Source organism: Pseudomonas sp. YNh, assembly GCF_037993085.1.
Taxonomy (GTDB): domain Bacteria; phylum Pseudomonadota; class Gammaproteobacteria; order Pseudomonadales; family Pseudomonadaceae; genus Aquipseudomonas; species Aquipseudomonas putida.
In genome coordinates, this window is record NZ_JBBMRJ010000019.1 from 57,573 (window position 1) to 70,229 (window position 12,657).

The 12,657-nt window shown below is 61.5% G+C and carries 12 protein-coding genes; 10 read left to right on the plus strand and 2 right to left on the minus strand.

What is annotated here, in order from left to right; translation table 11 throughout:
• Positions 1-62: 62 nt before the first annotated feature.
• Together WF331_RS19300 and WF331_RS19305 are read right to left on the minus strand one after the other, a co-directional pair.
• Positions 63-473 (minus strand): DUF1294 domain-containing protein, encoded by a 411-nt coding sequence (locus tag WF331_RS19300; protein WP_016500021.1) that lies wholly within the window; start codon positions 471-473, stop codon positions 63-65.
• Positions 466-1,296, minus strand: a complete 831-nt coding sequence (locus WF331_RS19305; RefSeq protein WP_174369446.1) for an undecaprenyl-diphosphate phosphatase — start codon at positions 1,294-1,296, stop codon at positions 466-468. Before WF331_RS19305 ends, WF331_RS19300 begins: the two co-directional genes overlap by 8 nt.
• 300 nt (positions 1,297-1,596) lie before the next feature.
• On the opposite strand from WF331_RS19305, the gene mcpP reads away from it, so the two are divergent.
• The 10 genes from mcpP to WF331_RS19355 all read left to right on the plus strand — a co-directional run bounded on the left by mcpP (position 1,597) and on the right by WF331_RS19355 (position 12,608).
• Complete coding sequence (gene mcpP / locus WF331_RS19310; RefSeq protein WP_016500023.1) at positions 1,597-3,231, plus strand: methyl-accepting chemotaxis protein McpP; 1,635 nt, start codon at positions 1,597-1,599, stop codon at positions 3,229-3,231.
• 225 nt (positions 3,232-3,456) lie between these two features.
• Complete coding sequence (gene pnuC, locus WF331_RS19315; RefSeq protein WP_284399661.1) at positions 3,457-4,023, plus strand: nicotinamide riboside transporter PnuC; 567 nt, start codon at positions 3,457-3,459, stop codon at positions 4,021-4,023.
• Positions 4,020-4,589 carry an AAA family ATPase gene (locus WF331_RS19320; RefSeq protein ID WP_284360144.1) on the plus strand — a complete coding sequence of 190 codons (570 nt, stop codon included), beginning with the start codon at positions 4,020-4,022 and terminating at the stop codon, positions 4,587-4,589. The genes pnuC and WF331_RS19320 overlap by 4 nt, the downstream gene beginning before the upstream one ends.
• A gap of 297 nt (positions 4,590-4,886) precedes the next feature.
• Entirely contained in the window at positions 4,887-5,324 is a 438-nt protein-coding gene (locus WF331_RS19325; protein ID WP_241800601.1) for a hypothetical protein, read from the plus strand.
• A 1-nt stretch (position 5,325) separates the two neighbouring features.
• Positions 5,326-5,904, plus strand: a complete 579-nt coding sequence (locus tag WF331_RS19330; protein ID WP_016500027.1) for a hypothetical protein — start codon at positions 5,326-5,328, stop codon at positions 5,902-5,904.
• 50 nt (positions 5,905-5,954) lie between these two features.
• Complete coding sequence (locus WF331_RS19335; RefSeq protein ID WP_016500028.1) at positions 5,955-7,406, plus strand: hypothetical protein; 1,452 nt, start codon at positions 5,955-5,957, stop codon at positions 7,404-7,406.
• A gap of 61 nt (positions 7,407-7,467) precedes the next feature.
• Positions 7,468-8,148, plus strand: coding sequence for a C39 family peptidase (locus WF331_RS19340; protein WP_016500029.1), 681 nt, complete (start codon positions 7,468-7,470; stop codon positions 8,146-8,148).
• 45 nt (positions 8,149-8,193) lie between these two features.
• Positions 8,194-8,946, plus strand: coding sequence for a hypothetical protein (locus WF331_RS19345; RefSeq protein WP_016500030.1), 753 nt, complete (start codon positions 8,194-8,196; stop codon positions 8,944-8,946).
• Positions 8,947-8,992: 46 nt separating this feature from the next.
• Positions 8,993-10,270 carry a hypothetical protein gene (locus WF331_RS19350; protein WP_041167754.1) on the plus strand — a complete coding sequence of 426 codons (1,278 nt, stop codon included), beginning with the start codon at positions 8,993-8,995 and terminating at the stop codon, positions 10,268-10,270.
• Between the two features lie 136 nt (positions 10,271-10,406).
• Positions 10,407-12,608, plus strand: coding sequence for an LTA synthase family protein (locus WF331_RS19355; protein ID WP_284360139.1), 2,202 nt, complete (start codon positions 10,407-10,409; stop codon positions 12,606-12,608).
• Positions 12,609-12,657: the final 49 nt, after the last annotated feature.

Below are 12,657 nucleotides of genomic sequence, written 5' to 3' on the forward strand. Positions count from 1 at the left end.
TGAAGACTGTACTGTACCTGTGGGAGCAGGCAAGCCCGCGAAGAGGCCAGTACAGGTAAACATCAATTGAAGGGCAGATAACGCCCTTCAAAAAATAGCCAGTCCGCCCAGAACACCTGATGCACCAGCACAATCCCCCAGAAAACCAACTGGTACGAAACCTTGCGGGTCTTGTGCCGAAACAGCTGCTGCGCCAGGAGCGCACCCGGCCAACCACCCAGCAATTCACTGGCATGCAGCACATTCTCTGGCGTGCGCCAGGCCCGCGTACGCGCCTGCTGTTTATCCTGCCAATACAGCAACAGGCTGATCAGGCTCATTGCCGGGTACAGCGCCAATGGCCACCAGGCTTGATCGTTCCAGGCCATGCGCACAGCACCCAGGCCAGGCAACAGGCAAAGCAGGCCCAACAGCAGCAGCTTCAGGCGCACATTGCGTACGCCTTCACGTTGCCCGCGCAACGCCTCAGCCATGAGCTGTGGACCAGTCAACCCAGCCGAACTGCCAGGTCGCCAGAATCAGCAGGCCGAAGACAATGCGATACCAGGCAAATGCCGCGTAGCTGTGGTTGGCGATGAACTTGAGCAGCGCACGCACAGCGATCATGGCGAAAATGAACGAAGTCACGAAGCCAATGGCAAACACCGGCAAGTCACTGGGCTGGAACAGGTCCCGGTACTTGTAGCCTGAGTACACCGCCGCACCGACCATGGTCGGCATCGCCAGGAAGAACGAGAACTCGGTCGCCGCCTTGCGCGACAGGCCGAACAGCAAGCCGCCGATGATGGTCGAGCCAGAGCGCGAAGTGCCCGGGATCATCGCCAGGCACTGGACAAAACCGATCTTCAGCGCATGGCTCCAACGCATGTCGTCCACATGGTCCACCTGCACGCTGTGTTCGCGACGCTCGGCCCAGAGCATGATGACCCCACCCACCACCAGCGCCGTCGCCACGGTGATGGGGTTGAACAGGTACTCGTGAATCAGGTCGGCGAACAGCACCCCCAAAACCACCGCCGGCATGAACGCCAACAGCAGATTGCCGGTAAAACGCCGTGCCTTGGGCTGGCTGGTCAGGCCGAATACCACTTCGAGAATCTTGCCGCGAAACTCCCACACCACTGCCAGGATCGCCGCCAGCTGGATAATGATGTTGAAAGCCATGGCCCGTTCGCCGCCAAAACCTATCAGGTCGGCGACGATAATCTGGTGCCCGGTACTGGAAATCGGCAGAAACTCCGTCAGCCCTTCAACCACGCCCAAGATGATTGCCTGGAAGGCAGTCCAAAAATCCATCATTCCCCCGGATGGAGCGCTGCTTGCTGCAGGCCCCTTGTTCTTGATTTGCTTGAAATTGCCGCACGCGGCCCGGCTGTTTTACAGCGACTGTTGGGCGCAACGCCAGTGGAAAAGTTCACGGCTGCTAAAGGTTTCATCTTGCGCGGCCGAAATCCTAGCAGAGCGCCTTTGCATTCGCTTTACGAGACCTGCTGCAGACTATAACTAAGATATCACTTAGCCATTAGTCGAGTGGGGCCCTGGCGCAAAGCATGCTTGGATGCACCTCAATAAAAAGAACAATGCGGGAGCTCGTGGATGAAGACTCTGAGATCGATGTCGATCAGCCGTCGGCTGTGGCTGATCCTGGTGGTGGCAGTGGCCATGCTGGTGGTGCTGGGCCTGCTGATGCTGCGCCAGATCCACGGTGACCTGTACCAGGCCAAGGCGGAGAAAACCCGCCACGTGGTGCAGACGGCGGCCGGTGTACTGGCCTATTACCAAGGGCTGGAAGCGGCCGGCACACTCAGCCGCGAAGCTGCCCAGCAGCAGGCGCTGCAAGTGGTGCGGGCTCTGCGCTACGACCACGACGACTACTTCTGGATCAACGACCTGGGGCCCAGGATGATCATGCATCCGGCCAACCCCAAGCTCGACGGCCAGGACCTCTCGGCCATTCGCGACCCTGACGGCTTTGCCGTGTTCAACGAGATGGTCGCACTGGCCCGCCTGCAGGACGCCGGGCCGGTCAACTACCGCTGGCCCAAGCCCGGCGCCAGCGAGCCAGTGGCCAAGACTTCCTACATACAGCTGTTCAAGCCCTGGGGCTGGATCATCGGGTCTGGCGTGTACATTGATGATGTGCAGGCCGAATTCGCCCGCCAGCTGCGCGACGCCTCACTGGTGGGCGTGGGCATCGCCCTGCTGATGGCGCTGGTGGTCTTGCTGATTGCCCGTAGCATCGCCCGGCCCTTGCAGGAGGCCGTGCAGGCCATGGGCAACATTGCCAGCGGCGAAAGCGACCTGACCCGGCGCCTGGACACCCACGGTCGTGACGAAATCACCCACCTGGGCGAGCACTTCAACCGCTTCAACGGCAAGCTGCAAGGTGTGGTCGGCCAGCTGCAGGGCGCCGCTCACGCATTGGCCCAATCCGCCGGGCATGTGGGTGACAATGCGGGTGCCGCACAACAGCACAGTGCCCAGCAATCGCTACAGATGGACCAAGTGGCCACCGCCGTGAACGAGGTGACGTACGCCGTGCAGGACGTGGCCAAGACCGCCGAACAGGCCGCCGGGGAAATGCGCACCGCGCAGCAGCAGGTAGCGCATGGTCAGCAAGCCATCCATGGCAGCCTGGCACAGATCGATCGGCTGTCGCTGACCATCGACCAGGCCGTGCAAGTGATCCGCGACCTGGCCGGGCACAGCACGCGCATCGGTGGCGTACTGGACGTTATCCGCTCCATCGCCGAGCAGACCAACCTGCTGGCGCTGAACGCAGCCATCGAGGCGGCACGGGCCGGGGAGCAAGGTCGCGGCTTTGCGGTGGTCGCAGATGAGGTGCGCCTGCTGGCCCAGCGCACAGCGCAGTCAACGGCCGAGATCCATACCATGATCGAGCACCTGCAAAGCCAGTCGGACGCGGCGGTCAAGGCCATCGACACCAGCAGCGAAGCCTCGCGCCAGACCGTCGAGCAAGCCCGCGAGGCCGGCGCCAGCCTGGATGCCATCAACCAGGTGCTGAACAATCTCACGGCCTTGAATGCATCCATTGCCAGTGCCACCTTGCAGCAGGCGCATGTGGTCGAAGAGATCAACCGAAACGTGCTGGATACCGCCGGGCTGTCCCAGCAAACCGCTGACGCGGCGCGCCAATCGAGTGATGCCGGGGTGGCGCTGGGGCAGTTGAGCGAGGAGCTGGAACAGTTGCTGCGGCAGTTCCGGGTCTAGCCTTTGGACATCGACGCGGCCTTTGTAAGAGCGGCCTTGCGCCGCGAAAGGGCCGCAGCGCGACCCCAGCAATCTATGTTTTGATGCCGAAATCCCGGGGCCGCTTTGCGGCCCTTTCCGACCGGTCCGGCGCCCCGGCAAGGCCGCTCCCACAATGTGCGCTACAACTTGGCCCAATGAGCCGCTACAATCTCGCCCCTTCCCCTAAGCCTCCAAGGATCGCCGATGACCGGCCTTGAACTCATCGCCGCCGTCCTCGGCGTTACCGCTGTCTGGCTAACGGTCAAGCAGAACGCCTGGTGCTGGCCGATCGGCCTGGTCATGGTGCTGATCTATGGCTGGCTGTTCTCCGAGGTAAAGCTGTATTCGGGCATGTTGCTGCAACTGGCCTACGCCATCCTGCAACTGTACGGCTGGTGGCAATGGAAGCGCCCCGGTCATGAGGAAGACGCCCGCCAGGTTTCCCGCCTGCAACGCCCGGCACTGCTCAGCGGCCTGGTCGCCGGGCTCCTGCTGAGCGCGGCGCTGGGCGCGGCCATGGCCAACTGGACCGATGCCGCCCTGCCCTGGCTGGACGCCACCCTCACCGGCTTCAGCCTGGTAGCGCAACTGTGGATGGCCCAGAAGCGCCTGCAATGCTGGCCGCTGTGGGTAGTGGTAGACATCGTCTATGTAGGCCAGTACCTGCACCAGCAGCTGTATTTCACCGCCGGCTTCTTCGTCGTGCTTACCCTGATTGCCGTGCGCGGCTGGCTGGAATGGCGCCGTGACCCGGCGTTGGTGCAGCCATGAGCGCAGAACAGGCCATGAAGGTACTGGTACTGTGCGGCCCCGAATCCAGCGGCAAGAGCTGGCTCAGTGGCGTGATTCAGGCGCATTTCGGCGGGGTGGTGGTAGCCGAGTACGTGCGGCACTTTATCGACCAGGAGTGCCGCGATACCTGCTACGCGGATATCCCCACCATCGCCCGGGGCCAACTGGCCTGGGAGGACCGGGCCCGCGAGCAGGCCCCACCGCTGCTCATCCTCGACACCCACCTGCTCAGCAACATGCTCTGGAGCCACGCCTTGTTCGATGACTGTCCGCCCTGGCTGGAACAGGCATTGCTGGCAAGACGTTACGACCTGCACCTGCTGCTCAGCCCGCAAGGTGTGGACTGGGTTGCCGACGGCCAGCGCAGCCAGCCCGATCTCAACGATCGCCAACGCTTTTTCGACGACAGCCTGGCCTGGCTGAAGCGGCATCATCAGGCACACCAGATACTTGAGGGCAATTGGCCGCAGCGCCAATTGCGGGCACTGCAGGCGGTTGCTATGCTGCTTAATATCGATGCGCCATCATGCCCTACCGAGTGTTAAGCCACTGAGACACACCAGTGGGGCAAAGCCCCCGAAAACGCGGGGGTTTCCCCCGCATCGGGGACAGTGTCAAGCCAGTGAAACACCCCTGCAAAAACCCTTCCAGTCAAAGCCACTGCTGGCTTGCCCGGCAATACCCACGGCTACCTGTATCAACCCTGAGACAGAATAAGCCGCAGATTCTCATCCATTTGCCTTAACCCGTTGATCTGGAAACGATTCTCAAAAGCGGCACACCTTCTGCTCTGTTGTTCGCATCGCTGAACAGGGCCAGCGCTCAAAGAAGGAGTCGCCGTCGTGAGGAAAAGTGACAAACGCCTCTATCACCTCGTACTGGTGGGTTGTGTATTGGGGTCACTGAGCCTGGCGGCCCAGGCGGACAACGGGATCATCATCATCAAGCGTGACGTGCAGGTGCGCAACGCGACGATCCCCCCCCTGATCCCTGACCCGAGCCCGACCACGGTCAACGCCAACCCTTCTGCCTACGTGCTCAAACAAACCAACGAGCTGAGCGATGGCGACTTCGCCAGCATCAGCAGCGGCGCCGGCATCAGCAACATGATCACCCAGCAGACCAACAACCTGGGCGGTAACCTCGGCAATCAGAACCAGCTGCCCAACCTGGCGGGTGGCCGGGGCACCGGTTCGGGCAACGGCATCTCGAATATGGTCAACTCAAGTGTTCAGCGCGGGCTTGCTCCGTTGCAGATCCTGACAGGCGGGGGCAAGTGAGATGAAGCACATGTTGCTGATTCTGGCCACCCTTTGCAGTGCGCCAGCCCTCGCCGATTCACTCGTTCCCGTCATCAATAACGCCAACATCGACAGCTCCGGCAGCCGATACCAGGGCAACCTCTCTGTCAACCAGGCGGCTGGCGACAAACAGCAACAGGTCAATGCGCGCGCCATCGCCGTGGGGCCTGAAGCGAACGCCAGCACGCAGATCCGGCAACGGCTGAACACGCCTGCCGACCCCGCGATGGATGCCCGCTCGACCATTCAGGGCAACGCCTTCAGCAACGGCAGTGGCGCACTGGGCGTCAACCAGAGCGCCGGGGCCAACACCCAGCAAGCCAACGCCCTGAGCATCACCCTCAGTGCTCAACCGCAAAGTATCGACGACAGCGTCCTCATGCAACAGAACGTGGCGCTGATCAACAACTCCGGAGCAACTGACATTCCAGCCGGCTATCGCCAGGTCACCACCAGTGACCAGGCATTCACCGGTAGCCGTGGGGTGATTCAGTTGAACCAGAGTGCCGGGGTGGGAAACCGCATGGCCAACACCTTGAGCATCCGGGTCGCGGATTGACCCAATCAGTTAAGAACAACACTTAACCTAATAAAGTACGGAGAATCACCATGAAACCCTCGATGGCAATCAAGCCTCTGGTGTTCGCAATTGCTGCGGTCATGGCTGTTGCTGTACAAGCTGGGCAAAACGATCGGCGTAATGACCACCATAACGGCCACCATAACAATGGTCAGCATACGCCTCCACCCACCAAAATCCCTGTGTATGCAACGGCCAATGCTATAGACACCCAAAGCAGCACCCGTAACACCATCACCAACCAAGGCACCATCAACGAAGCCGAGATGAGCGACTCGGGCCAAGGTTCCAGCGGTAACGTTGGTGTCAACGTGGCGGCCGGTAACGGCAACCAGCAGGACAACGCCGCTGCCATTGCCAATGCTGGCGCCGATTCGAGCCTGGATAACAGCTTCGTGTTCGGTATGGCCGACGCGACTGCAGACGTTCAGCAAACCAGCAGGAACAACCGGGTCGACAACTGGTCGACCCAGTCGTCGGCTGTGATGAGCGGCTCGGCCAGTGGGGCTGAAGGCAATATCGGCATCAACGTGGCCGGTGGCGACCTCAACCAACAGAAAAACACCATGGCAATCGCCAACTCCAATGCACCATTGGGTAATGCCACTGCCACCGCGTCCGCCGATCAGAATGGCCCAGGCCTGACGGTGAACAACTCCGCCGACCGTACCTATCGGGTGGATACGATTACCATCACCACCTCGGCAAGCGGTTCGAGCTCGCGTGATGGCACGTTCAACTCGACCGATGACCGCAACTCGTCGTCGAGCTTCAGCGTGGCCGGCGCGCAAAGCGCCAGCTCCAGCGGCTCCAGTGGCTGGAACTCCAGCGGTTCGAAAACCAGCAACGCCAGCGGGTCCAACAGTTCGAGCGCAAGCGGCTCGAACAGCTGGGGTGCCAGCGGCTCGGCCAGCGGCAGCAACAGCTCGTCGAGCAGTGCCAACCTGAACGCATCGCTGGATGCAGCCGCCAACGCTACGCGTACGCTCACCACCGATGATGGCCGTCGCGAGCGCACCCGCTCCAGCACCTTCGACGGTTCGCTGAGTGCATCGCTGGATGTATCGGTCGACAAGTCGCACGAAAGTGCATACGACTCGTCGTTCGAAAAAGCATTCGACTCCAACTACGACAAGTCGCGTGATTCGTCGTACGACAAGTCCAAAGAGTCTTCGTACACCAAGTCTCACGACTCTTCGTACGAGAATGCTTCGGCGTCTGATTTCTCGAAGTCTGGCGAGAAATCAAAACAATCCTCGAACGACGTTTCGAAGAGCTACAGCGAAAGCAGCGCTTACGACTTGAGCAATACCGTGTCCTTCCAAGTGCTGACCCCGACCGGCTGGGCCAACCCTGTTACCAATACTGCAACCCTTAGCGGTTCGGTAAACGGTGGCAGCGGCAACCTGGGCGTGAACGTGGCAGCCGGTGTGGGCAACCAGCAGAGCAACTCGCTGGCCATCTCCAACACCTCGTTCTAAACGCTGCGCTTGAGGCCCCCTTCGGGGGGCCTTTCTTCAACACACCGTAAGGCGTCCGATCATGCGTATTTTCGCCTTGGCGTTTTTGCTGTGCCTGGCCAGCGTGAGCGAAGCTGCACAAATGCCGCTGTCCGTCCTGCCGGGCGGCGCCGTGGTGTTCAAACCCATCCAGAGCGTGCGCGAACGCAAGTTTGCCGACCTGGTGCAACAGAAAACCGACTTCAGCTGCGGCGCCGCCGCACTGGCCACCATCCTGCGCCAGGCCTACTGGCTGGATGTGGACGAACATCAAATCATCGAAGGCATGCTGGCCCACGCCGACCAGGACCTGGTGCGCACGCAGGGCTTCTCGATGCTCGACATGAAACGCTACGTCGAAAGCTTAGGAATGCGTGCCCGCGGGTATCGCGTAGCGCCCGACACCCTGCACAACGTGCGCATCCCGGTCGTGGTGCTGATGGATGTACGCGGCTACAAGCACTTTGTGGTCATGCAGAAGGTCGATAAAGGCTGGGTGTACGTCGGTGACCCGGTACTGGGCCATAGACGCTACAAAGTCGAAGACTTCCTCAAAGGCTGGAACGGCATCATCTTCGCCGTGATCGGCCAGGGTTACGACAAGAACAACATCCTGCTCGACCCGCCCCTGCCGCTGACCGCCAAGGGCCGGGTGGACACCTTCACCCCCGTGAAGGACAACGAGCTGCTGGACTTCGGCTTCATCAAAAGCGACTTCTTCTAACGACTGTTCTAATGACAAGGAGCATGATGCTCCAGGGAGCATTTCATGAAGACTTCTTTGTGGCTGGCCATGGCCTGCCTGGCTGCCAGCCTGCCAAGCCACGCCGAGGCGTTGAAACCCATTGAACTGAAGGACCAGGAGCTGGCGAACCTGCGTGGCCGCTACGTGATGCCGGGACGCATCGTCAGCTTCGGCATCGTCATGAGCAGCACCTGGCAAAACGCCAAGGGCGACGTGATTGGGGCAACGTCCACGCTGCAGGTTCAGCAGTCGACCATCAAGCCTCAGTTCTATGTATCGATGATTGATGAAAAAGGCACGGGTACGGCGCCGGGCAGTGCGCCTTCTGCCGGGACTGGCGTGGTCACGGGTGGCAATGGCCTTGCCACTACCGAGGGTGTGACCCAGGTGGTACGTGCGGCCGGTGACAACAACGCGGCCTATAACAACGTCGATATCAACGTCACCAAGGCCAATCAGGCCCCCGCCGTGCAACAGCAAGGCCAGGTGCTGGCCGCCGGCCAGACCCTGGTCGGGGAAAACGGCGCAGGCGCGCTCAGTGTGTCTTCCAGCGGTGTAGGTGTGCAGCTCAACATCAATGCCAGCAACAACCAGGGCAGCAGCGTGCAACGCCTGGCCCAGGGGGGGCTGATGCAGAACTCGACATTGCTCGGCAACGGCAACCGGGTCAGCAACATGACATCCTTGAATGTCGTCATGCGTGAGAACGTGCCGACAGCGGCTTCGCTCAACGGCAGCCTTGACCAGCTCAAAGGTCTTCGCACCTTCGGATACTGATCTACGCTCAGTCTCATCAAAAGTAGTTGGAAGGGACGGCAACTCCATGTACCGATCTTTTACGCTCAGAGCTTTTGTGTGTTTGACTACCTTGGCACCCACAGCACTCTACGCAGCCGCCGACCCACAGGTCGAAGCGCTGAAACAGGAACTGATCGAACTCAAACGCCGTTACGAGGCCCAGCAACAGGCTCTGATGGTACTTGAACAGCGCGTGCGCCAGGTCGAGGAGGCCCCCGCAGCAGCGCCGCCCAAACGCCTGGTCAAGTCCCCCGCCGAGGGGGTCAAAGGTGCGCAGACCGTCGCCTCAGGCGCGCCAGGCACCACAGGCAGCTCTTACGGCCAGGCGCTGACCGCCGATTCCGAGCCGGCGCAAAGCGTTTCCAACCTGTACGACGAAGCCAGCGGATTCTTTGGCGGCGGCAAGTTCAGCTTCGAAACCGGTGTCACCTACACCCATTACGATACCCGTGCGCTGACGCTCAATGGCTTCCTGGCACTGGATTCGATCTTCCTCGGCAGTATCAACCTTGACCGGATCAAGGCCGACAACTGGACCCTGGACATGACCGCGCGCTACAACCTGGCGCAGCGCTGGCAGTTCGACATCAACGTGCCCGTGGTGTACCGCGAATCAACGTATTCCTCCGGCGGTGCGGGAGGCGCCGGGGCGACCACCTCCGATGCGACCGTCACCCGCGACCCGGAAATCGGCGACATCAACGTGGGCGTGGCCTATAAGTTTCTCGACGAGGACGAGACCTGGCCTGACGCGGTTGCCACCCTGCGGGTCAAGGCGCCGACCGGCAAGGACCCATACGGCATCAAGCTGCGCGAGGTTGACGGCAACAGCAACCTGGCAGTCCCGGACAGCCTGCCGACCGGCAACGGGGTGTGGTCGATCACACCGGGCATCTCGCTGGTCAAGACCTTCGACCCGGCCGTGCTGTTCGGCAGTCTGTCGTACACCTACAACATGCAGGACTCGTTCAGCGATATCAGCCCACAGGTCAACAGCAAGGTGCCGGGTGACGTGAAGCTTGGCGACTCCTGGCAGATTGGCGGCGGTATTGCCTTTGCCCTGAACGAAAAGATGAGCATGTCGTTCTCGGTGTCTGACCAGTTCGCCCGCAAGAGCAAGATCAAACCCGATGGCGGCGACTGGCAATCGATCTCCAACAGCGATTACAACGCGGCCAACTTCAACGTGGGCTTGACCTTCGCCGCCACCAACAACCTGACCATCGTGCCCAACCTGTCCATTGGTCTGACCGATGATGCGCCAGACTTTTCCTTCAGCCTGAAATTCCCCTACTACTTCTGAAACTTGCCCTCGGCCGGGCCCGCTAGCGCGGGCCCGGCTTTTGGTTACCATCCTTGTAGCAAACCGCTTTCCCTTCCCCGGCCTGTTATCATCCAGCACAGATGCATGACGATTTAATGGCAAAAGGGAAGTTTTTGTGAAGAACCTGTCAGACCACCCACGTACCCGGCTTGCCGCGTTGGCAACCCTGGTACTGGTGATCCCACTGGGTACGCGCGCCATGCTGGGCTGGTCCAACCCGCTCGGTTACCTGTCCGACCTCGCTCTTGGCAGCCTGCTGATAGTGCTGCTGCACCGTCGGCCATGGTGGCTGGCCCTGCCCGTGCTGCTGGCCTGGGCAGCCCTGTGGGTGGCTTCAGCCGAGTTGGTAAGCGCCGTGGGCCGGTTACCCACCAGCGCCGACCTGACCTACCTGGTCGACCCGCAGTTCATGGAGAATTCAACCGGCGGCGGCCTGGCCCATGCCTGGCTGCCCTTGACCCTGGGGGCCGGCCTGCTGGCCTGGCTGGCCACCGCCTGGCGCAGCCGCAGCCAGCGCAGCACCCCGCTGCCACGCACGGCCTGGGCCATTCCGGTAGTGCTGTTTGGTGCCCATTGGGGTAGCCAGCAGCTGGCACCTACCGACGCCGACCAGTGGCGCCAATACAACCTCACCCACCAACTGATGTCGGCCGGGGTCGGCAGCCTGGAGCGCACGGTCGAAGGCTGGATGGGCCATACGCAAACGTTCACACCGCTGGCCAGCAGTGGCCTGACCCAGTCCGACCTGCACGGACAGCGGCTGCTGGCCGGGCCGGGCAGCGCTCGCAACCTGCTGGTCATTACCGTGGAGGGCATCCCCGGTGCCTACCTGCGGCCCAACCGCCAGGCCCTGCACAGCCGCTTTGACGAAGATCTGATGCCCAAGGTCAGTCAATGGGCCGAGCGGGGCATGAATACCCCGGATTATGTGCTGCATACCCACCAGACCATCCGCGGCCTGTACGCGATGCTGTGTGGTGATTACGACAAGCTGGCCAATGGCACGCCAAAGGGCGTAGAGCTGCTGACGCAGAACGAACGCAACCAGGCCTGCCTGCCAGCGCAACTGCGCCAGGCCGGCTTCACCACCCACTACCTGCAAGGTGCCGGCCTGCGCTTCATGGCCAAGGACCGCATCATGCCGCATATCGGCTTCGACTCGGTACATGGCCTGGAGTGGTTCCGCAACAAGAACTACCTGGACTTCCCCTGGGGCAAGGATGACCGCGCCTTCTTCGAAGGTGCCCTGAACTACGTCGGCCAGCTACAGAAACAAGACAAGCCGTGGATGCTGACCCTGCTCACCGTGGGTACCCACCAGCCATACTCCGCGCCAGCCGAATACCTGGAGCGCTATGACACGCCAAAACAGGCAGCGGTCGCCTACCTGGATGACGCGCTCGGGGCCTTCCTCGACAACCTCGAACGCCAGGGCGTACTAAAGGACACTCTGGTGGTGGTGACCTCCGACGAGTCCCATGGTATCGACGGCGTGCGCCTGGCCTCGTCCTGGGGCTTCAACCTCACCCTGGCGCCGGAGCAGGCGCAGCTGCCGCGTATCAAACGCGGCACCTATGGCCATATCGACCTGGCCACCTCGGTGCTCGACTACTTTGCGTTGCCCATTCCCATGGCGCTTGGCGGCCGCTCGCTGTACCGCGACTACGACACCGGCCGCGAGATGATTTCCTACACCAACGGCATGCTGCGTTACCACAATGGCCAAGGCGTGTTCACAGAGTGTGACTTCCAGCAACGCTGCCGACGGTACGCCAGTGAAGGCTTCATTGCCGATCAGGCCCGCTACCTGGGCCCGGGCGACAGCCTGCTCGGCCAGCAGATCGGCGCCCTGGCCGGGGTGCTCGACCAGTCACTGCTGCAAACCCCGCTCAACCTGCGCTACCAGTTCGGCGGCCCTTCGCCGATCAAGTTGCGCAAGCGCATTCACGATGACTGGGCCGACAACCTGATCGGCGCCCAGTACCTGGAAATGCCGGAAGGCTCGCATACCCGCGTGCGGGTCAAGGTTCGCTCGCTGGACCCCAAGCGTGTGGCCTACATCCAGCTCAAGGCCAAGCAACTGGAGCAGGACGTACCGTTGGGCTTGCCTGCTGAAGTGAAGGTCACCGCCGACGAGCCGCTGGAAATGGAGTTCAGCTTTGACAACCCGACCGAGCGCAAAGCGTTTTCCTTCCACTTGCTGGGCTACGGCGGCGGCAAGGTGGAGGTCAGTGACTTCAGCGTGATCACCGCGCTGCCCGGCGAGGAAGACGCAGCGGATGAACTGACCGAGGGGCATATCGCCCATTCGGGCTGAGCGCCTTACCGCTCATCAGCCGGCCACCGGTGCCTGTCGATTCGACCTT